Origin of the sequence: Paraburkholderia lacunae (assembly GCF_003353175.1) — a bacterium.
GTDB lineage: Bacteria > Pseudomonadota > Gammaproteobacteria > Burkholderiales > Burkholderiaceae > Paraburkholderia > Paraburkholderia lacunae.
Map to the genome: position 1 here is coordinate 203670 of NZ_QHKS01000008.1, position 20718 is coordinate 224387.

Below are 20718 nucleotides of genomic sequence, written 5' to 3' on the forward strand. Positions count from 1 at the left end.
TTTAACCGCACTCTCGACGAACTCAGCCGTTATTTTGAAGAAAACTCTGGAACAGGCGCTCGCCCTCGCATCGCCACGCATACTGCCGCGTCCCACTACGCTGTCCAGCTCGCTGATTCATGTCAGCGTCGTCGTGTTGTGGCTGCTGCTGTTCGCGCGCGCGTTCTTTCTGCAAGGCGTGGTCGCATGGTCGACCGGCATTGCGTACGTGGTGTACGACACCTTGTTGCTCGCCTTCGTTACGCTGAAAACGCTGCCGCTGATGCGCCCACCGCCGCCGCTCGAACCCGACTACGACTCGCGCGATTTGCCGAGCATGGGTGTGATCGTCGCGTCGCATAACGAGGCCGCTGTGCTGCCGCTGACGCTTGCCGCGCTGTTGCGGCAGACGTATGGTCCGGCGCAAATCGTGATCGCCGACGACGGTTCCACCGACAACACCCGCGCGCTGCTTACCGAGCGCTTCGGGCTGACTGCCGCAGCCGAAGGCGTGCTGAGTGCGCCGAGTTCGCTTTACCCGAATCTCTACTGGCTGCGTGTACCGCACGCCGGCAAGGCGCGTGCGCTGAACGCCGCGATCACGGTCATGACGACCGACACGGTGATGACCGTCGATGCCGACACGCTGCTCGACGACGACGCCACCTATGCGATGCGTGCCGCCTTCGCGAGCGAACCGAAGCTGGTCGCGGCGGCGGGCATTCTGACGCCGGTCTGCGGCAAGTCGGTGTCGGGCCGGGTGTTCCAGTGGTTCCAGAGCTACGAGTACATGCGCAACTTCATCGCCCGTTTTGCATGGATGCGCGCCGAGAGTCTTCTGCTGATTTCCGGCGCGTTCGCGTCGTTCAGGCGTGATGCGCTGATCGACGTGGGCGGCTTCGACCCGCAGTGTCTGGTCGAAGACTACGAACTGATTCATCGGCTGCGCCGCTATTCGGTCGATCACGGACTGAGCTGGGACGTGCGCGTGGTCGGCGACGCCCACGCGCATACCGATGCGCCCGGCAATCTCAGCAGTTTTCTGCGGCAGCGCCGCCGCTGGTTCGCGGGCTTCCTGCAGACGCAGTACTGGAACCGCGACATGACCGGCAATCCGCGCTACGGCACGCTCGGCATGCTGATGCTGCCGGTCAAGGCGGTCGACACGATGCAGCCGATCTACGGCTTGACCGCCTTTTCGCTGCTGCTCGCGTTTGGATTCGGCGGGCATGGCGCGATCGTCGTATCGATTTTCAGCGTGATCGGTCTGAAAACCGCAATCGATCTCGCGTTTTATCTATGGTGCATCCACCTGTACCGCCGCTGGACCGGCGCGCGCACCGGTTCGAGTTTGTGGATGGCTGTCCTCGCGGCAATCGCCGAGCCGTTCACGTTCCAGCTGGTCCGCCATGTCGGCGCACTGCTCGGTTGGCTGCATTTCCTGCGCGGCGGACGTTCGTGGGGCGTGCAACGCCGCTCGGGCCTCGTGGCACGCGACGAAAGTTAGCGGGAGATGGCCTTCGTCGATTCACGTGCAGCGGCGGTCTCGAGCGATTGCGGCAATGGGCGGCGGCGAGCGGCGCATAAGGGCAGTCAGCAGGTCCAACCCGCTGCCGGTTCGAGTAGACTGTGCGACGCTGCCAACCTCTCTTCGGGGCGGCGACCTTCTTCCCGCTCCCGCACGGAGGCTCGACCTATGCATGATGTTCCCCCGCTCGAACAAGACACCGTTGATGTGCCTGCCGATGCAACGGCAGTTCATGCAGCCGCGCACACCCCCGCCCATGAAGCGGTGGATGCCCAGCCATCCCGCCATGCCGTCGATGGTGCGCCGGAGCGCGATCTGCGGCGTGTCGGCATTCATCCCGACTACTGGTATCCGCTGGCGTGGTCGAACGAAGTGAAGCGTGGCAAGACGCATGGTGTGACGTTCGCGGGTGAGCCGATCGTGCTGGCACGCACGGAGTCCGGCAAGGTGTTCGCGCTCGAGGACCGCTGCGCGCATCGTCAGGTGCCGTTGCATCAGGGGGTGGTGGACGGCGAATCGATTCGCTGCGGCTATCACGGCTGGACCTACGACTGCTCTGGCAAGTGCATCGACGTACCGTATCTGGGCCGCGACCGTTTGCCGAATGGCGTGCGTTCGTATCCGTGCCGCGAAGTCGAAGGTCTGATTTTCGTGTTTCCGGGCGATGCCGCTCTGGCTGAAGAGCGTCCGTTGCCGTCTTTTGGTTCGGTGTCGGACAAGAAGTACAAGACGCGCCGTTTCGGCCGCGCGGTGAACTGCCACTATTCGTTCATGCATGAGAACCTGATGGACATGAACCATCAGTTCCTCCATCGCCGGCAAATGGGCCAGATGCGCGCGCGTTCGGTGGGCCGTCGGCGTGGCGAAGGCTGGGTTGAAGTCGACTACACGTTTGCGCGCATGGCCGGGCAGCAGCCGATCGGCGAAGCGATCGTGTTCGGCCAGAGCCGCAAGACCGGCGGCGAAGATGACAAGGACGTCATGACGATCCGCACCGGCTATCCGTATCAGACGCTGCAAATCCGCACATCCGATCAGACGCTGGTGATGGATCTATGGATCGTCTACGTGCCGCTCGATCGCGAGCAGCGCACCAATCGCACGTTCGGTTTGCTGTCGATCCGCAAGCCGGGCATTCCGGGCCTGCTGAATCTCGCGTGGCCGCTGCTGGTGTGGTTCACCGAACGCATCTTCAAGGAAGACCGCGAGATTGTCGAAGCCGAGCAGCGCGCGCACGATAAGCAAGGCGCGGACTGGAATCATGAAGTGTTTCCTGTCATCAACGAGCTGCGTGCGTTGCTGCGCGAGAGCGGCGCGCCGGACCAGGTAGTGGGCGTCGGCACCGCCGGTACGTCGGTGATCCGTTTTTGGGATTCGCGGCACGGGAACGCATCGCCGAATACCTGATAGTCGAATTTTTGGTGCTGCGCAGGATCGCACAATCGGGAATGACTCCATCTTCAACCATGACCGAATCCTGGCAACACGAGCAGCGATAATGGAACAAATACACCGGGGTTTGCGCAAATCGGCATGCGTCAGTCCCCACCCCGTGTACCATTTCGCTTTTTCCGCAATCAAGAACGCCAAGTGACTGCTTCCAAATCCCCCATCGTCCAACAAGTTCCCGCTTCTTCGCGTAAATCGCTGACACTGTTGCAATTCCTGGGCCTCATCGGCGGTGCAGCCCTGCTCGCCGCTATCTTGCTGAACCAGCTGGTCTAATCCTCCCGCGAGCCTTCGCTCCACGCATCAGGCCTACGCCGGCGCTGGCCGCCGGCTTCTTCGAATTCCAACTGCCATGTACAAGAAGGGCGTAGCCGTAGAAATCCAGTTTTCTCCCGAGCGGCTGAACGACGGTGCGGGCGACCCGTACTGGATCGATTTGACGCACGCAGAAGCGCAGCGTCTGTTGGAAAGCCTGCAGGCGCGTCTTCTGGCCGATAACAGCGCAGGCACCGCTGCGCCGCTGGTCGTGAGTCTCGATGACACGCCCGCTCTGCAAGCCGCCGATGCGCCCCACGCAGCGGTTGATCATGCGGCTTCGGCGGATGACTTCAAGCAGTGGGTCTGCGTGATCTGCGGGTGGATCTACGACGAAGCCGCCGGCCTGCCCGACGAGGGCATCGCGCCCGGCACGCGCTGGGCGGATGTTCCGGCCGATTGGCGCTGCCCATTGTGCGACGTGGGCAAGGACGATTTCGCGTTGGTCGAGTTTTGAGATCAGCCGGCGGCCTGGCTTAGCGCACGGTAAGAGCAGCGCCAGCCGGCAACTGTAGCCGCAGCGCGGCCGCCTCGCTTTGCAGCGCTTCGACGAACGCCCCGGCTAGCGGATGGCTCGGACGATGCTCCGGATGCACCACGCTCACACGAAACGGAAACGATACGGCAAGCGGCCGGATATGCAGATTCCGGCCCACGAAATCGAGCGCGGTTAGCGGATTGACGATCGCCAATCCCAGGCCCTGCCGCACGAAACTGCAAACTGAAACGGCGGTGGGCGTCTCGATCATCTGCCGCCGTGCGATGCTCGCTTGTGCGAAAGCTTCGTCGATCTGAATCCGGTACGGATCGTTCGACGACAGGCTGATAAAAGGCTGATTCGCGAAATCGTTCAGTTCGATCACGCGCTTCGCGAGCAGCGGATGCGCATCGGGCAGCACGCAAACTTCGTCCACTTCAAGCAACGGCGTCAGGCGCGTGCCGGCCGGCGGCGCGCCGTGTTCGGTCAGGCCGAGGTCGTAGCGCTGGGCGGTCAGCCACTCTTCGAGAAACGGCGACTCCTGCGTCGCAATGGACAGGCTCACGCCCGGCTGTGTGTCGTGGAATCGTTTGGACGCTCCCGGCAAAAGCGAATGCGAAAACGCGGGCAACGCGATGATCGAGAGTTGGCCGCCCTGAAATTCGCGCAGGCTCGCCGCCGTGGACGCGACCCGTTCGAGTCCGACGTACGCGCGCTTGATCTCGTCGAATAGTGTCAATGCGGACATCGTGGGACGCAGACGCCCATGCACCCGCTCGAACAAGGCAAAGCCGATGCTTCGCTCCAGGCGCGCGAGTTCGCGGCTCACGGTGGGCTGCGACGTGAACAACATCTCGGCCGCTCGGGTGACGCTGCCCGCCGTCATCAACGCGCGGAAGATCTCGATATGCCTGTGCGTGAGCGCCATGATGCCTATATCAGAATTGAATGGATGAGCGACAGATAAGTATTTTACTGAATGAACGGTTTTCAGCATCATGTGGCTCGAGCCTTCACCGGGGACATGAGAACCGTGACCACATTCGATCCGCAACAACTCGTTGAACTCGCCGGACAGCACGGCACGCCGCTATGGATCTATAGCGCCGACGCGATCCGTCAACGCATCGCCGAATTGCGCCGCTTCGACGTGATTCGCTATGCGCAAAAGGCGTGTTCGAATCTACATGTCCTGAAGTTGATGCGCGACGAAGGCGTATTGGTCGACGCTGTGTCTTCAGGCGAAATCGTGCGTAGTATGGCGGCGGGCTTCGCACCGGATGGCGAGCCGGAAGGCGTCGTGTTTACCGCGGATCTGATCGACCATGCGACGCTGGCCACCGTGCTCGCGCATCGCATCACGGTCAACGCCGGGTCGCTCGATATGCTCGAACGCGTAGGGCGGCATGCGCCCGAAGGTCACCGCGTGTGGCTGCGGATCAACCCGGGTTTCGGACACGGACACAGCAACAAGACCAATACCGGCGGCGAGCATAGCAAGCACGGTATCTGGCTCGGCGACGTGGCGCTCGCGCTGGAAATCGTGCGTCGTTATCGCTTGAAGCTGGTCGGGTTGCACATGCATATCGGCTCCGGCGTCGACTATGTGCATCTGTCGCGCGTGTGCGATTCGATGGTTTCGGCAGTCAAAGGCCTGGGCCACGATATCGAAGCGATTTCCGCAGGCGGCGGTTTGTCCGTGCCGTATAGCGAAGGCGAACCGCGCATCGACGTCGAACATTATTTCCGTCTTTGGGATGCGGCGCGCAAGCAGATCGAAGCGCATGTCGGACATCGCGTGCGGCTGGAAATCGAGCCGGGGCGCTTTCTGGTTGCGCAAGCCGGCGTGCTGGTTGCCGAGGTGCATGCGTTGAACCGGCGGCCGAGCCGGCATTTCGCATTGGTCGATGCTGGGTTCAACGATCTGATGCGGCCGTCGTTCTACGGCAGTCATCATGAGATGAGCGTGGTGAAGCGCAACGGCACGCTTGGCGAACAGCCCCATGCATTGTTCGCGGTGGGCGGCCCGTTGTGTGAAGCGGGCGACGTGTTCACGCAAGCAGCGTGCGGTGTGGTTGAGAGCCGGTTTATGCCCGCGCCTGAAGTGGGCGACTTCGTCGTGTTTCGCGACGCGGGCGCATACGGTGCGTCGATGTCATCGAACTACAACAGCCGGCCGCTCGCACCCGAGGTGTTGCTGGAGAACGGCAAGCCGCGCCTGATCCGGCGCCGGCAGACCGTCGAGGAATTGTTGGCGCTGGAGGCCTCGGTTTGATTTACCGCGATCGCTTTGTCAGCGCGCTCTCACCGAGTTGATATTCCAGCGCAGTGGGCAATCATGTCTCGCGAAAAGCGAGCCAGACACGGGCCGCGCCTGCGAACTGTATCGGCGCGGCCTGGTGACTACGGGGTCTTAATGGAGAGCCGACTCAGTTAGCTCATCGACTCCCCGACGCGTCCGCACGGACGTCGCCCTTCTTCAAATCCGTAGGCCGAGTATGTGCCCGGGCTCAGGCATTCATCCCGCCATCTACCGTAAGATTCGCCCCGGTAACGTATGAGGCCTCCGGGCCGGCGACGAAAGCCACCATTGCGGCGATCTCCTCAACGCGCCCATAGCGGCCGAGTACTGTGGCGGTCCCCTGCGGCACCGCCCAATCGCCTGAGGCGGGATTCACGTCTGTATCGATCGGACCCGGCTGGACGTTGTTGACCGTGATGCCCCGCCCTCCCAACTCTCTGGACAGCGCCTGGGTGAACATCCTGACGGCTGCGTTCGTGGCTGCGTAGGGCACCAGCCCTGGCGCAATGGCACGCTCACCCACCGCCGAACCGATCATGATGATGCGGCCACCATCACTCAGGTGCTTCAGCACAGCCTTGGTCGTAGCGAATACGCCGCGGATGTTGATGTCGATCACTTTATCCATCTCCTCCAGCGTCGTATCTTCGAACGGTTTCGGAATGGCCGTGCCGGCATTGTTCACCAGCACATCCAGCCGGCCGAAGGTCGCAAAACTTTTTTTGACCGCAGCCTCGACAGCTTCGACGTCAGTAGCGTCCGCCTGAATTGCAATAGCCTTTCCGCCATTGAGTTCAATCGCTTTGACCACGGCCGAAGCCGCGCTGGCGTCCTTCGCGTATGTAAAGGCCACGCTCGCCCCATCCGCGGCCAGACGTTTTGCGATTGCCGCACCGATGCCACGTGAACCACCGGTAACAAGTGCCACTTTTTGAGCTAACTTAGACATATGATTTCCTAAGGATTCCGTGAGCGATTCACCGCGTCACTAATCCAGTTAATAACTGACTGTTGTCTTTGCCCGGACCATTTTTAGAACCGGAACCTTCCCGGTGCCGCCACATCACGAAGATCGGCGATGACCAGCTTCGCGCGCTTCCTGGCGTCGACGGCAGTACAGCCTTCGCCTGTGAGGGTTTCTGCAATCGAACCAACGAACTTCTTCATAGCGCCACTTTTGATCCATGGTGGTGCAACGACTATAGGTTTCGGTGGAAGGTGCGACAAAGACCTTGTATGCAGGGGGCATGCCTCTCGGGCATAGTAGGAGGGGCAAACGAGGAAACAAACGGCCGCTATGAAGTGTGAAGTCAAGTTTTGACTTGGACACGGAAGTGAAGCACAGGCTGACTGGGTCAGCGGGCACGATCCGGTCGCTGCAGCCCGCAAACGGAAAGCCGTGATGACGCCTGGCCGGGGTGTCTGTTCAGCGCGTATGCACCTCATGGCCCCTTCGTTAGCGTACTCAGCACCCAAAGCAACCGCTCGGCGGGAAGATATCGTTGCGCCCGCGTCCCCGGATCACATAGGGTCGTCACGCGATGCTTGCCGCCGATGCGAGCGCCACGCGAATAGGGGCTGAGGCTCGCCCAGATGACGCAGCGCAGCGCAGTGGCGCATGGCGAGCCACTGCCGTGCCGTGCAGAGACGTTGGCGCTGACGCTTCAGCGCGAAGGCTTCTCCTTCAGGCGTAATCGCTACTCGCTAAAAAAACGGGCAACAAAAAGGCAACCGGACAATTACAGAAGAGATGTTGCTTTATCTGGAATTACCTCTATTTTTGTAGAGGAGTTCTGCACGCCTGACTCGACGCTTTGTGGCAGATTTGCGGCACAGCTTTGGCCGCTGTCCGACCATGGCGGCTCAGTGCACGCGTGGCGCGACCTGTTTGCACTACACGATGGTGTACGCAGCCCTCAAGCGCAAGACGGTACGACGGACGTGATGCTGCCAACGCCGTCATCGGCAAAAACGTTGCTATCCCGCTGATTCAATGCCCATAGCCGTCACCACCGGCGGAGCAGTCCAGCCCAAAGAATTTTTAGCGAAGCGGACGTGCCTTTCGTGCCGTGCCTGCGGCCATCTCCGAGCGCCGCCTCCGCTTCGCTAAAAGTCCTCTGCACGAGAGAACAAAAGATGAGGCGGCAGCCAGCGATTGTTCTGACAATTCGTCGTATTTTGAATGCCGTTTAGTGCCTCTCTACGATGGCCCGAAGGGGTTGCGGCTTACCTGAGATCAGAACTTCAGGAGGTCATTCGATGGAAATCAAGTCAATCGTCGCTTATCAAGGACCTAATATTCATGCACATTTCCCGGTCATTCGGTACACCGTCGATCTGGGGAAGCTCGAGGAATGGCCAACCATGCGGCTTGGCCACGACTTCATCGATCGTCTGCTTGGCTATCTCCCCGGCCTTCAACAGCATGGCTGTTCGTACAATACCGCCGGCGGGTTCGTGCGACGCATGTTGGAAGGCGAGGGAACCTGGCTGGGTCACGTGATGGAACACGTAGCCATCGAACTGCAGAAGGTGGCGGGTTCGGACGTGAGCTTTGGCAAGACGCGTGCAGCCGGGCCGCGGGGACACTACGACGTAGTCTATGAGTACCATGATGAAGATGTCGGTCGGCATGCCGGAAACCTGTCTCTTGCCTTGATCGAGCATCTTCTTCCTGACGAATTGAAGCCGGAGCAGCATCCCGAACAGGATTTCGATTTTGAGCATGAACTGGATGATTTCATCCGTTATGCGCGGAGTCGCGACGTGGGGCCAAGCACTGCCGCGTTGGTGAGCGCCGCTGGGAAGCGTGCAATCCCTTGTACGCGCCTGAACGGCGAGAGCCTGATACTGCTCGGCTACGGGCGTTTCCAGAAACGGATCAAGGCGACGCTCACCAGCGAGACGCGTCAGATCGCCGTAGACCAGGCATCGGACAAGGAGGAGACCAATCGGACCCTGCATGACGCGGGCCTTCCGGTGCCGCGGCAACGAAAGGTCTATAACGCCGGCGACGCCGTCGATAGCGCCGAACGCATCGGCTACCCGGTCGTGGTCAAGCCCTTGGACAGCAATCACGGGCAAGGCATATCAATCAAGCTTACAAGGCCAGAGCAGGTGGAACTCGCCTTTGAGAGGGCGCAAGAATACAGCAGGCGGGTGCTCGTCGAAAGCTATATCCCGGGGTCCGATCACCGCATGCTGGTGGTCAATGGCGAATTGCTGGCGGTTGCCAGACGCATCCCCGCTCATGTGATGGGCGATGGGGTTCACACCGTAGAGGAGTTGGTGGAAGAGATGAATAAGGATCCACGCCGGGGTGTGGGGCATGAAAACGTGCTCACTCGCGTGGAGCTCGACGGCGCGGCAAAACACTTCCTGGATGACGAGGGTTTTAGTCCCGGGACGGTACCCAAGCCGGGCGAGACCGTCTATTTGTGTGCCACCGCCAACCTCTCCACCGGTGGCACCGCCATCGACGTCACCGATAGCGTGCACCCGGACAACCGGGAAATGGCCGTCCGGGCGATCAGGGCCATTGGCCTGGACGTCGGTGGTGTTGATTTCATCACCACCGATATCTCCGCGTCGTATCGTGAGACTGGCGGCGCCATTTGCGAGGTGAATGCCTGCCCGGGTCTACGGATGCATCTGGCGCCGAGCGACGGCACGCCCAGGGACGTGGCCGGGCCTATCATCGACATGCTGTTTCCACCCGGTGCTCCAACGACCGTCCCCATTGCAAGCATTACCGGCACCAACGGCAAGACCACCACGTCGCGCATGCTGGCCCACATCATGAAGCTGGCGGGCTACACGGTTGGTCTGGGTACAACCGATGGCGTCTATATCGACGGACGGCTGACTGTGGAAGGCGACATGACCGGGGCGACATCCGCGCGCATAATTCTCGCGGATTCCGCTGTCGACGCGGCCGTACTGGAGACGGCCCGGGGTGGCCTGCTGCGGTGTGGTTTGGGCTATCCGGAGTGCAACGTGGCGGGCTGCCTCAACGTGACCGCCGATCACCTGGGCCTGCGTGGGGTCGAGACCGTGGAGCAGATGGCCGAGGTCAAGCGCATCGTCATCGAAGTGGCGAAGGACATGGCTGTCGTCAACGCTGACGATCCCTTATGTCTGAAGATGGCGGATCATAGCCACGCAAACCGCCTGGGCTACGTGACCATGAACCCTGCCCACCCGCTGGTCAATGAGCATATACGGGCGGGTGGGGTGGCGGTCATTCTGGAGGAAGAGATAAACGGCCACATGATCACCCTGTGGGACGGTGGTCACCGTTTTCCGTTGCTGTGGACGCACCTGATTCCGGCCACAGTGCAAGGGCTCGCTTTGCACAATGTGCAGAACGCGATGTTCGCCGCGGCGCTCGCTCGCGGTCTCGGGATCGATCTCGAGGGCATCCGCCTGGGCCTGCGCACGTTCGAAAACACCTTCCAGCAGACCCCCGGCCGCATGAACATCTATGATCAGCATCCGTTCAGGGTGATTCTGGACTATGCGCACAATCCGGCGGCCGTGAAGACGATGTGCGCTTTTGTAGACCGGCTGGGCGCCGCGCGCGCGAAGATCATTTCGCTGACGGTCCCGGGCGACCGCCGTGACGAGGACGTCCTGGAGATCGCGCGTATTGCGGCCGGACACTTCGAGCATTACATCTGCCACCGGGACTGCGACTCGCGTGGGCGGGCTCACCTCGAAGTGCCGGAAATGCTGTGCTACGCGCTGCGCGAGAACGGGGTCGGCGCAGAGCAGATCGAGGTCATCGCCGATGAGCAGGCAGCGAATCAATCGGCGCTCGAGATGGCTGGCCCTGGCGATCTGCTCCTCCTGTTGAGCGAAGACTACGTGCGTGCCTGGGAGCAGATTGTGCGCTTCAGGCCCAATGGGCAAGCAGGGCATGTGGCCGAGAGAAGACCAGGGCCCGTCAAGATCCGTCTGGACGATCTGGGCCGGTTCGAATGGGACAGTAGCATGGAGATCATCCGTGACGAGCGCGGCGTGCGGCTAGCGCGAGAGATCGAGGACTGAATGAGTTTTCGCCGTGGTAACGGCGAGGTCCCAGGCGGTCGCAAGCCGACCTGGTAGTAGGACCACAAGGCGGGTGAAGCATCCAATGCACACCCTTCATGAGCGTCAAGACTTAGGAGAGCCAAAATGGACGAGAGACAGAGATTTCTTCTCTACAACGATAACGAAGCCGGGCTCGATGCGTCCTCGAAACGGAGGATAGCCGTCGAAGTCGCGCTGGACCTGATACGTCACGAAGCGATGAGCGGGTCGTCGCGCAATTCTCTGGATTCCAATCTGAGGCACCTCTCAGACTATGCCGATTTTATTCAGGAAGCCTTGAGAGGCAGTGAGCGGGAGGCCTTGGGAAGCAATGAGCAGGAGGCCTTGAGGGGCAGGGACCGGGACGCCTCGAGGGATCGGGAGCGGGAAGCCTCGAGGGGTAGGGAGCATTAGCGGACATGCTGCGCCTGCTTGCGCGTAGCAGGCGCAGCGCGCACGCTCAATGGAGCCCTGTTGCGGCCTCGGGCGCCGCATCCCGCCTGACTTGACGAGGCACCGGTCCCGCCCGTGCCTCGTCAATCAGAACGATAGGGGGATTTGTGGTCACGCCGATAAAACCTCTCTTTGCGAGGCATATCGTCTCTGTCGATAGCAACGAGGAAGATGCGCTGTTCGTCGTCGATCCGGACCTTGGGGCGCTCGGCAAAATTGACGTTCGCACGGGATTCTTTTACGGGATTATCAATTTCAGGAGCTTCAACGCGTTCAAAGGATCGGCTGCACTCTGTATGCGGCCGGATGGTACCGTCAATTATTCGCGTTCCAATCGGATCTACACGGTCGGGATAGAGAATGGAACGGTCCGTGACGCGATGGACATCATTACGATCGATCAAGCAGAGGAGCTGGTTGGGCTGTGCTGGAAAAACGATCGGTATTATGCGGTCGACAGACGTGGCGCCCTGTTCATTCTGGATGAGGATGGTTTAATACAGGCGACTGAGGTAGGTCATGGCGTCAACGATATTACCTTGCATGGAGATCGCCTGTTTATACTGAACGGCGCCAGCCAGGCCATTTATGTCTACAGCCTTGATGGAATTCATCTGGCGTCGCTGACCATACCGTATGAAGGGGCATCGGGAATCGCTTCCATTAAAACGTCAGATAAAGAAGAACCCGTCATCTATGTATATTACAACCAGGATAGCTGGGACGTTTTCGACGATGCGAGTTCTGAATCGGGGAAACGTGGTGGTCCGAATATAAAACTCAATAAGCATGTCTCCGATGGTTTTATAGAGAGGCTTGACTACAAAATAATAGAACTTGGTGAGATCGGGAGTTTCGGCCTTTCGGGAGGGTATGAAGTGAAATTGACTTATGCCGAAATGCTCAAGCCCGCCCGTGAAGTTTTGAACAGAATCGGTGGTGTCGAGATGTGCGTCAGGCTGTCGATTCCAGTCGAGACGCGAAGACAGAAGATCAAGTCAATCAGGATTATTGGCGACGTTCCGGGCGTTTTAAAAAAAGACGAAAATGGCAACGAGATCGTGGAATTCGATCTGACCGGCGTCGAGCTTGATAAAGAGCGCCGTTCCTTTGGCTATAGTGCTGTAATCGAAGTGTACGGCATACGATACAAGCTGAATGTCGCGGATGCGCCCTACCCCGACGATATCAAGACACGCTTTCTTAAAGAAGAGTCCAGGTATGATATGGACCGGCTGGAATTAAGAGACATTGCAGCCGAGCTGATCTCGGCTCTGCCCGAAAACGAGCGCGGTAATGTGGTCAAAATTGCGAAAGCCGTGCGCGAATATGTTTATAGCAGGTTGGCGTACCGATACAACAACCAGTACACAAGTCCCGTCGAGACCTTGAGAGACGGCGAAGGGACCTGCGGAAAGTACATGGAGCTGTTAATAGGATTAATGCGGCTTTGCGGGGTCGCATGCAGGCCAGTTGGAGATTTCAAGGTGCCCGAGTATAAGCTGAGATATGCGCGGGTCAACTCGGTCTGTACGCCGGATTACGACCATGCGTGGGTGGAGTTCTATGTGCCCGGGCTAGGGTGGGTACCGATGGAAAGCTCATCGGACAATGCGCCAGAACGACATGAAAGGTTTTTTGGCGCGCTGTCGTGGATCTATATAGAAAACAGCAGAACAGAAAAGATGTGCGAAATATGCAAGCCCGGTTGCTGGGAAAAGGTCGATAACGATCTGATGTATTCGGACTTTTTTGTACCTGACATCCAGATCGAGGTGCTTCGGGAAGCATCGCTGGATGAAGCGTTTCCTGACTGACGTCCGGCGGTCCGCGCCGCATGAGCACTGGGCGGTCGGGGGAAGCCCAACGCTTGATCGCGAGGTCGCCAAGGCGGCTCACGTGATGACTTGAGAAAACCCAAGCCTACCGGCGCGAATCCGAATTAGCGCTTGATGGTCGCCCTATGCGCCGCCAAATCATACAGGTCGCCCTCAACAAGGATGTCCAGGTGCAGGCCGATCACGCTGACCGGCGCATGGCGCCGATCCGGATGGATCGCGGAGTGCTGGAGTTGGGACGGGTTCACAATGGTGATGCCGCCGCTGCCCACCACCTGCAGCCCGTGGTCCGGACCAATAAACGCAGCCGTGTCTTCATCCAGGCCGATACCAATGGCTAGCGGGTTGTAAGTCAGGGCCATCAGTAGACGCCCCAGCCGGTCCTGGTGACGATAGTGCTGATCGATGATCAACTGCCCGATCAGGCCCAGGCCCGGCGCCAATTCGACAATGTCCGCGCGGGGCGTCGTGCCGCTCTGTCCGGACGCAATCATCTGCTCCGGCAGGAACGCGGCTCCCGTCGAGGTGCCGGCCACGTGCATACCCTGTGCATTCCGGTTGCGGATCTTCTGGGCCACCGAAGTGTTGCCCAGGGTCTCGGAAAGATGGACCGTCTCGCTCCCCATAAGGAAAATCCCGTCGACGCTATCGAGCACTTCCAGGTCCCGCTCCGACTCGCAGTCGGCTCGGGTCCCAAATCTCAGGAGGCTGACCCGATCAACCCGCAGATCGCGGAACGCTCGTTCGTAACGATAGCCAGCGTCGGGCATCTCGGAGACCGTGGCGACGATGGCGATATGCGCACGGGAGCCGCCGCAAAGCTGCACGAAGCGGCGCAGGATGGAGGCCTTCCGTATGCGTCTTCCATCGCCGCCGATGGGGACGATAAAACCGCGTGTGCCTCCCGTGGACGCCTTTGCACGACTCAACTTTCACTCCGGGTAGAGTGCAAAATCGCGAAGTAGCCCAGGTCTCGTGCAGCCACCACGTGATCCGCTTGTTCCACTGGCAGCACTGCTGCTGGCGGGCTCGCATCAGCTGGCGTCCATGGTTTCTGCCGTCCCGGTCGCTGGTGCCTCGTACGATTATATCGGCAAGCGGATTGCGGCAGACGCGCGCTGCCCGGTTCGTGAATGAAGCGGGTTCTGCGTTCTAACCGGTCAGGTCAAGGCAGCGGCGGTCAATTTGCCGGCGGCGTTGCTTTTCGCGGACAAGATACCGCCTGAGAGGGTGTGTGTTGCGAGATCGTACGTATTGCCTTCGACGAGGATATGCAGACGTACCCCTGTCAGTCCTACCGGGTCGTCGTGGCGAACCGGCTTTGCAGCCGAATTGCGCAGATTCGACCCGTCGATGATGGTGACGCTACCGGTGCCGACCACCTCCAGCGTGTCGTCTGGACCGATGAACGCGGCCGTATCCTCATCCAGCCCGATGCCCGCCCCGAATGGGATCGAGGCCACCGCCGCCAGCAGGCGCCCGAGTCGATCGCGCTGGCTGAAGTGCTGGTCGATCACAAAGCGGCTGATGAAACCCAGGCCCGGCGCCAGATCGACCATCCCGGCGCGAGGCGTGGCACCGCTCTTGCCGCCGGCGATCATCGCGGCGGACATGGCGGAGGCTCCAGCGGAGGTGCCTGCTACGTGCATGCCGTGTGCGTTGCGGCGGCGCAGCTTGTCCGCTGCCGACGTGTCGATCAGCATCTCGGCGAGGCGTACCTGGTCGCCCCCGGTCATGAAGACACCGTCAGCGTGATCGAGCATCTTCAGATATTTGTCGGACTCGCAGTCGGCGCGGGACTTGAATGGCAGGATACTGACCCGGTCAGCCCCGAGATCGCGGAACACAGTCTCGTAGAGATCCCCCGTATCGTCCAGTGAAGAGGCCGTCGGGATAACTGCAATGTGCGCGCGTGACCCACCACAAAGCTTGACGAAACGACGCAGGATAACCGGGTTCTGGACCCGATTTTCCTTGCCGCCAATGGGGATAATGAAGCCTCGCGCGGCGCCGTTCAGCGATTTTCCCGGGTGCATCATTCACTCCTTCCAGATTTGTACCTGCCCCTCTATGAGCATCGTAACAGCAAAAAGCGCGCCAATGTTTCCTCGACAAGGACGCGCGCGCTGTGCGGGCCGCGATGAGAAGAAGCTCGCCGGGACTTCAGACCAACGAGGTGCGGGAAGCATGTATGCACACATTTCGCGCATACGTGAACCAATATGGTGCGACATTGGCGCGCAACTCGACGCCGATCCGCCGGGGATCGTGACCCTCGAGACCAGGTTCCGGACGTCGAGGATCGTGCCACTGCACCCGACGACAGCGGAGAAGCTGCAGACCTACGCATCCGGCCAGACCGAGGTGATCGTGACGAGCCCGTTCGACTGGCTTCGCGACGTCGGTATCCCCGTAATTTCTGTACAGATTACGATGGTAGCCAGATTGGGGCTTCTTTGAAGCGCGGCGGCGGCATAGGATCGCGCTGTAGCAATCCGCCAACCCACATCATTCGCTCATGAAAATCCCGCTGATAATCTTGAGCGCCTATTCTTCTACAGACGCTTCGCACATGAACAAGCAATCGATTCCGCTTCTCTCGCCGGCTATCGGCACACACCGCGAACTGGTTTCATTTCACTTTGGACCCGCGAATAGCGCGCAGAAGGTTTATATCCAGTCGTCGCTGCACGCCGATGAAACGCCTGCGATGCTGACCACTGTCTTGCTCAAGCGTCGTTTGCTTGAACTGGAGAGGCAGGGTGCTTTGGCCGCTGAGATTGTCGTCGTGCCGGTCGCGAATCCGGTCGGGCTTGGGCAGTATGTACTCGGGCAGTTTATGGGACGCTTCGATCTTGGCAGCGGCAAGAACTTCAATCGACATTTCTTGCAGTTCTCGCAGCTGGCGGCGAAAGCCAGGGATGTTTTGGGTTCTGATGCTTTGGAGAATCGGCGGATTGTTCGTGAGTTGATCGCGCAGGAACTTGCGCAGCAGAAGCCGTTGACCGAGTTCGAGTCATTGCAATTGGCTTTACTGAAGCTTTCGTTCGATGCAGATGTCGTTATCGATCTGCATTGTTCGTTGGAAGCGGCGATGCATCTCTATACCAGTGAAGCAGCCTGGCCGGAGTTCGAACCTCTGGCGCGGTATCTCGGGGCACAGGCTTCGTTGCTGGCCACTGACTCAGGCGGGGAGTCGTTCGATGAGACACATAGTTTGTTGTGGTGGCAGTTGCAGCAGGAAATGCCGGCCGATAAGCCGGTGCCCAATGGGGCGATTGCTGTGACTGTCGAATGCAGGGGGCAGCGGGATGTTTCTTATTCTGTAGCTCAGGAAGACGCTGACGCGATTGTTGATTTTCTGGTTTGGCGGAAGGCTGTCAAGCTCGATGCCAAGCCTTTGCCCGAGTTGCTGGCGCCTGCTACGCCGCTCGCTGGCAGTGAGCAGTTTTATGCGCCTGTTAGTGGAATCCTCGTTCATCGCGCGGCGATTGGAGACACGATTCGCGTCGGGCAGGCTTTGTTCGATATCGTCGATCCGTTGACCGATGAGACCACAACCCTCTGTAGTCAAACCGAAGGCGTGTTTTATATGCGGCGTGCTATTCGGTTTGTTACGGCTGGTGCGCCATTGGGACGCGTGACTGGGACGCGGGCTTTCAGGACTGGGGTTTTGTTGGGGGCCTGAGGTTGTTTGTTATTGATGCCGGCATAATTCAAAGCCAGGCATCTGTCGAAACGATGCCTGCCCGCAGCAGGTTGTTGCGCCGACCACGAATAGCGATGCTCACGACTGGAGTGGTGTCTTCATTTTGGGGAATACTGGCGATTGCAGTAGCCAAGGCCGTCTACGGTCTCTTGCTGCTGGAGTCTCATTTAATAATGTAGTCGCTGCATTACGATTTTGGTCGCATGAAACATGGAGATCCAATGAATCCATCGGAACGTATTGACCATCTGATTGCAGAACTCACCGACTGGCGCGGCAAAACGTTCGCCAGCATCCGCAAGAGCATCCTTGCGGCCGACCGGGAAATAATCGAGGAATGGAAGTGGATGGGAAGCCCGGTATGGTCTCGCGATGGGATAATCGCGGTCGCCAACGCTCACAAAGAGAAGGTGAAGCTGACCTTCGCTTATGGGGCGAGCCTCCCGGATCCGGACCAGCTCTTCAACGCGGGCCTCGAAGGCAACGCAAGACGAGCGATCGATTTTTTCGAGGGCGATAAGATTAATGAGCGTGCTCTAAAAAATCTCATCCGTGCCGCTATTGAGTACAACCAGAGCAAATTGAAGAAGAAAGCGTCTGCGGGTACTCGAGCGAAAGTGCGCAAAAGTAAAGAGACATAAAGCTATAGCTTGTTCTCGCGTGTGTCTCGCTGACCCGGATGTGTGCCGCCGCGGGAGCAGTGCCGCTTACCCGGAAAGAAACTTAGCTTGGCAAGCAACTACTTTGGTGTGCAAGCAGCGGCCCGTGCACTAGCCGCTGCTCGCAACATCCATCGCGATGGCATCGCGCCTACGAGCTTCAATCAGGCGCAGCTTAACAACGCGGCCACCCGAACATTAGCAAGGAGTGGAAATATGATCGAAGATAGGGATTTGGCGTTGGAAGTAAGCAACCGAATGCTGAAGATAAACGCATCGATAGATGATTCGATAATTTTCGTTCAGCAGCATTGCTCCGTCGAGGAAATTGAGAGGTTCAAGATGGCTATGGGAGAGGTGATGTACAAAGTATTTGAGGAAGCGCTCATACCAATATATAAGAAACACCCCGACCTGGTTCCGAAGGGCCAACGCGTGAGCGGCATAAACGATTGAAGTTTGCGTTCGTGACAAAAAAGCGCGAGCAATCGCGCTTTTTTGTCTTGGCAAGGTGTGGCTAGTATTGAGCGCTATAGCCTAGAACAGTTCGCGGTTGCACTCGCTGCCATGCCTGCCGCCAATCTGCGACGCCTGCGAAGCAGTCTGTTTTACGTTACCCGCGAACTTACGCACAAAACCGTTCGGGCCGAACACTTCCAACGCGTCCACGCCGCTCGTCGTCGCTAGGTCGAAGCACCGCGTCCCGCCGTCGTACCTCAAGCGGCATGGACAGCTTTAGGTTACGGTTATCCATATTTGGAGCTGTGTGAACGATTGTGCTGAGTTGTGTACGGCGCACACCGAAAGATCAGCGGCTTTGCACACTACGGTACATCCATGACACGCATCGACAGGCCCTTTGACATCACGCGTCTCGAAGACGAATGGCTCGAAGCGGACGGCTTTGGCGGTTTCGCGTCAGGCACCGTCGGCACGATGCGCACGCGCCGCTATCATGCGTTGCTGCTGACCGCCACACGTGCCCCGGGCGGGCGCGTCGTGCTCGTCAACGGTGTCGAGGTGTGGCTCGAAGCGAACGGCAAGCGCTATCCGTTGAGCATGCAGCGCTATGTGCCGGACGTGATCTATCCGGACCTCACCGCGAGCCTGTTGGATTTCGATACACAGCCGTGGCCGACGTGGCGTTTTCACCTCGATGAGCAAACGCAACTGACGGCCGAAGTCTTCGTCAGCAAGACGACGTGCGAAACGGTTTTGCTTTGGCGACTTGAGGGCGCCGACGCGGCCGTTCAATCGAGCGCGTTCACGTTGAAAGTGCGGCCGTTGCTTTCCGGCCGCGGCTATCATGCGCTGCATCATGAAAATCCCGCGTTCAACTTCAATGCGCAAACGAGCGGCGAGCAAGCGTGCGTCAGTTGGCAACCCTACGGCGACTTGCCCGTCATTGACGCCGTAACGAACGGCGCCTACACGCACGCACCCGACTGGTATCGAAACTTCTGCTACGTCCGCGAGCGCGAGCGTGGTCTCGACTTCAGCGAGGATCTCGCGACCCCTGGCGTATTCAGCTTCAATCTCGCCGATGGCGAAGCGGTGATGATCCTGAGCGCATCAGCATCAGCATCAGCATCAGCATCAGCATCGGCATCGGCATCGGCATCGGCATCGGCATCGGCATCGGCATCGGCATCAGCATCAGCATCGGCATCGGCCGTGGCCTCGGCACAGACCCCAAGCACACAACCCGCCGCGGCCCGCGCCGCGGAACTCGCCGCCATCGAACGGCGACGCCGTCTCGCACTGGGCTCCCGTCTCCAGCGCTCCGCCGATGCCTACATCGTCACACGCAACGAAGGCCGTACGATCGTCGCAGGCTTTCCGTGGTTTACCGATTGGGGCCGCGATACGTTCATCGCCATGCGCGGCTTGCTGATCGCATCGGGCCGTTACGACGACGCGGCCGCAATCTTGCTCGAATGGACCGGCACGTTATCCGAAGGCATGCTGCCGAACCGCTTCCCCGACTATGGCGACACACCGGAATACAACTCCGTCGATGCGTCGTTGTGGTTCGCCATCGCAGTGCACGACTATCTGGCGACCCGTCACGCCACCACAGCCACACGCACGCGCCTGCAGCAGGCAGTAGAAGCGATCCTCACGGGCTACACGAACGGCACGCGCTTCGGGATCAAAGCGTCTTCTGACGACGGTCTTCTGAGTGCGGGCGTGCGCGGCGTGCAACTTACGTGGATGGACGCGAAGGTTGGCGACTGGGTGGTCACGCCGCGCATCGGCAAACCGGTGGAAGTGCAAGCGCTATGGATCAACGCGTTGCGCATTGCAGCAATGTGGAATCCGCAATGGCGGCAGCCAGCCGAGCGAGCGTCGCAGGCGTTTCACGAACGCTTTGTTGACCCATCGACCCAAGCGCTTTTCGATAACGTCGACGTCGACCACGTCAAAGGCGCTGTCGATCGCTCGATCCGGCCGAATCAGATCTTTGCGGCAGGCGGCCTGCCGTTTCCGTTACTCGACGGCGCGGCGGCGCGCGCGGTGGTCGATCAGGTCGAAACGCAACTGCTTACGCCGTTAGGTCTGAGAACACTCGCACCGTCCGATCCCGCCTATCGTGGGCACTACGCCGGTACTCCGTTGGAGCGCGACGGCGCCTACCATCAAGGTACGGTTTGGCCGTGGTTGCTCGGCCCGTTTGTCGAAGCGTGGCTGCGGGTTCACGCGACCGAGCCCGATGCCCGCGCTCAAGTCAAAGCGCGCTTTCTCGACCCGCTCTACGCGCATCTCGACCACGCCGGCCTCGACCACCTCTGCGAAATCGCCGACGGCGACGCGCCGCACACACCCGCCGGCACGCCGTTTCAGGCGTGGTCGCTGGGCGAGTTGCTGCGCATCGAAAATCTGCTTGCCCAGTTGGAACCCATCGCCGTCTAAACCGCGCTACGATGTGAAACCTGCC

At 59.7% G+C, this 20718-nt stretch carries 19 protein-coding genes; 14 read left to right on the forward strand and 5 right to left on the reverse strand.

The genetic code is table 11. The features are described from left to right. Positions 1–34: 34 nt before the first annotated feature. The 4 genes from DLM46_RS14440 (at position 35) to DLM46_RS14455 (ending at position 3728) form a co-directional block, all read left to right on the forward strand. Positions 35–1486, forward strand: coding sequence for a glycosyltransferase family 2 protein (locus tag DLM46_RS14440; protein ID WP_115101427.1), 1452 nt, complete (start codon positions 35–37; stop codon positions 1484–1486). A gap of 189 nt (positions 1487–1675) precedes the next feature. After that, positions 1676–2914 carry an aromatic ring-hydroxylating oxygenase subunit alpha gene (locus DLM46_RS14445; protein ID WP_115101428.1) on the forward strand — a complete coding sequence of 413 codons (1239 nt, stop codon included), beginning with the start codon at positions 1676–1678 and terminating at the stop codon, positions 2912–2914. A 183-nt stretch (positions 2915–3097) separates the two neighbouring features. Next, positions 3098–3232, forward strand: a complete 135-nt coding sequence (locus DLM46_RS40930) for a hypothetical protein (RefSeq protein WP_279635190.1) — start codon at positions 3098–3100, stop codon at positions 3230–3232. Positions 3233–3308: 76 nt separating this feature from the next. Continuing rightward, the gene (locus DLM46_RS14455; RefSeq protein WP_115101429.1) at positions 3309–3728 is read left to right on the forward strand and encodes a rubredoxin; all 420 of its coding nucleotides are present in this window, start codon (positions 3309–3311) and stop codon (positions 3726–3728) included. Between the two features lie 19 nt (positions 3729–3747). Here the strand turns inward: DLM46_RS14455 and DLM46_RS14460 are convergent, their stop codons facing one another. Next, positions 3748–4677, reverse strand: coding sequence for a LysR family transcriptional regulator (locus tag DLM46_RS14460; RefSeq protein ID WP_115101430.1), 930 nt, complete (start codon positions 4675–4677; stop codon positions 3748–3750). 96 nt (positions 4678–4773) lie between these two features. On the opposite strand from DLM46_RS14460, the gene lysA reads away from it, so the two are divergent. Continuing rightward, positions 4774–6024 (forward strand): diaminopimelate decarboxylase, encoded by a 1251-nt coding sequence (gene lysA / locus DLM46_RS14465; protein WP_115101431.1) that lies wholly within the window; start codon positions 4774–4776, stop codon positions 6022–6024. Positions 6025–6259: 235 nt separating this feature from the next. Here the strand turns inward: lysA and DLM46_RS14470 are convergent, their stop codons facing one another. Together DLM46_RS14470 and DLM46_RS40935 are read right to left on the reverse strand one after the other, a co-directional pair. Beyond that, a complete protein-coding gene (locus DLM46_RS14470) occupies positions 6260–7000 on the reverse strand; it encodes an SDR family NAD(P)-dependent oxidoreductase (protein ID WP_115101432.1) in 741 nt (246 codons plus the stop codon). 83 nt (positions 7001–7083) lie between these two features. Next, positions 7084–7218, reverse strand: coding sequence for a hypothetical protein (locus DLM46_RS40935; protein ID WP_279635192.1), 135 nt, complete (start codon positions 7216–7218; stop codon positions 7084–7086). A 426-nt stretch (positions 7219–7644) separates the two neighbouring features. Here DLM46_RS40935 and DLM46_RS39055 point away from each other — a divergent pair, with 426 nt between their 5' ends. From DLM46_RS39055 to DLM46_RS14485, 4 genes are all read left to right on the forward strand, one after another. Continuing rightward, positions 7645–8040, forward strand: a complete 396-nt coding sequence (locus DLM46_RS39055; RefSeq protein ID WP_133300338.1) for a hypothetical protein — start codon at positions 7645–7647, stop codon at positions 8038–8040. 270 nt (positions 8041–8310) lie between these two features. Further along, positions 8311–11100 (forward strand): cyanophycin synthetase, encoded by a 2790-nt coding sequence (gene cphA / locus DLM46_RS14475; protein ID WP_115101433.1) that lies wholly within the window; start codon positions 8311–8313, stop codon positions 11098–11100. A 126-nt stretch (positions 11101–11226) separates the two neighbouring features. Then, positions 11227–11535 carry a hypothetical protein gene (locus DLM46_RS14480; protein WP_115101434.1) on the forward strand — a complete coding sequence of 103 codons (309 nt, stop codon included), beginning with the start codon at positions 11227–11229 and terminating at the stop codon, positions 11533–11535. Between the two features lie 146 nt (positions 11536–11681). Then, entirely contained in the window at positions 11682–13391 is a 1710-nt protein-coding gene (locus DLM46_RS14485; protein WP_115101435.1) for a transglutaminase-like domain-containing protein, read from the forward strand. Between the two features lie 125 nt (positions 13392–13516). Here DLM46_RS14485 and DLM46_RS14490 read toward each other — a convergent pair whose 3' ends face one another. Both DLM46_RS14490 and DLM46_RS14495 read right to left on the reverse strand, forming a co-directional pair. Next, a complete protein-coding gene (locus tag DLM46_RS14490) occupies positions 13517–14341 on the reverse strand; it encodes a cyanophycinase (RefSeq protein WP_115101436.1) in 825 nt (274 codons plus the stop codon). A gap of 231 nt (positions 14342–14572) precedes the next feature. Then, complete coding sequence (locus DLM46_RS14495) at positions 14573–15451, reverse strand: cyanophycinase (protein WP_208866275.1); 879 nt, start codon at positions 15449–15451, stop codon at positions 14573–14575. Between the two features lie 148 nt (positions 15452–15599). On the opposite strand from DLM46_RS14495, the gene DLM46_RS14500 reads away from it, so the two are divergent. The 5 genes from DLM46_RS14500 to DLM46_RS14525 all read left to right on the forward strand — a co-directional run bounded on the left by DLM46_RS14500 (position 15600) and on the right by DLM46_RS14525 (position 20693). Continuing rightward, the gene (locus tag DLM46_RS14500) at positions 15600–15872 is read left to right on the forward strand and encodes a hypothetical protein (protein ID WP_133300339.1); all 273 of its coding nucleotides are present in this window, start codon (positions 15600–15602) and stop codon (positions 15870–15872) included. A gap of 112 nt (positions 15873–15984) precedes the next feature. After that, the gene (locus DLM46_RS14505; protein ID WP_115101536.1) at positions 15985–17100 is read left to right on the forward strand and encodes a succinylglutamate desuccinylase/aspartoacylase family protein; all 1116 of its coding nucleotides are present in this window, start codon (positions 15985–15987) and stop codon (positions 17098–17100) included. A 242-nt stretch (positions 17101–17342) separates the two neighbouring features. Continuing rightward, positions 17343–17762, forward strand: coding sequence for a DUF1801 domain-containing protein (locus DLM46_RS14510; RefSeq protein ID WP_115101537.1), 420 nt, complete (start codon positions 17343–17345; stop codon positions 17760–17762). Between the two features lie 87 nt (positions 17763–17849). After that, complete coding sequence (locus tag DLM46_RS40285; protein ID WP_244306204.1) at positions 17850–18236, forward strand: hypothetical protein; 387 nt, start codon at positions 17850–17852, stop codon at positions 18234–18236. A gap of 381 nt (positions 18237–18617) precedes the next feature. After that, positions 18618–20693: an amylo-alpha-1,6-glucosidase gene (locus tag DLM46_RS14525; protein WP_115101440.1), complete on the forward strand. Its 2076-nt coding sequence runs from the start codon at positions 18618–18620 to the stop codon at positions 20691–20693. The last annotated feature ends 25 nt before the right edge of the window (positions 20694–20718 follow it).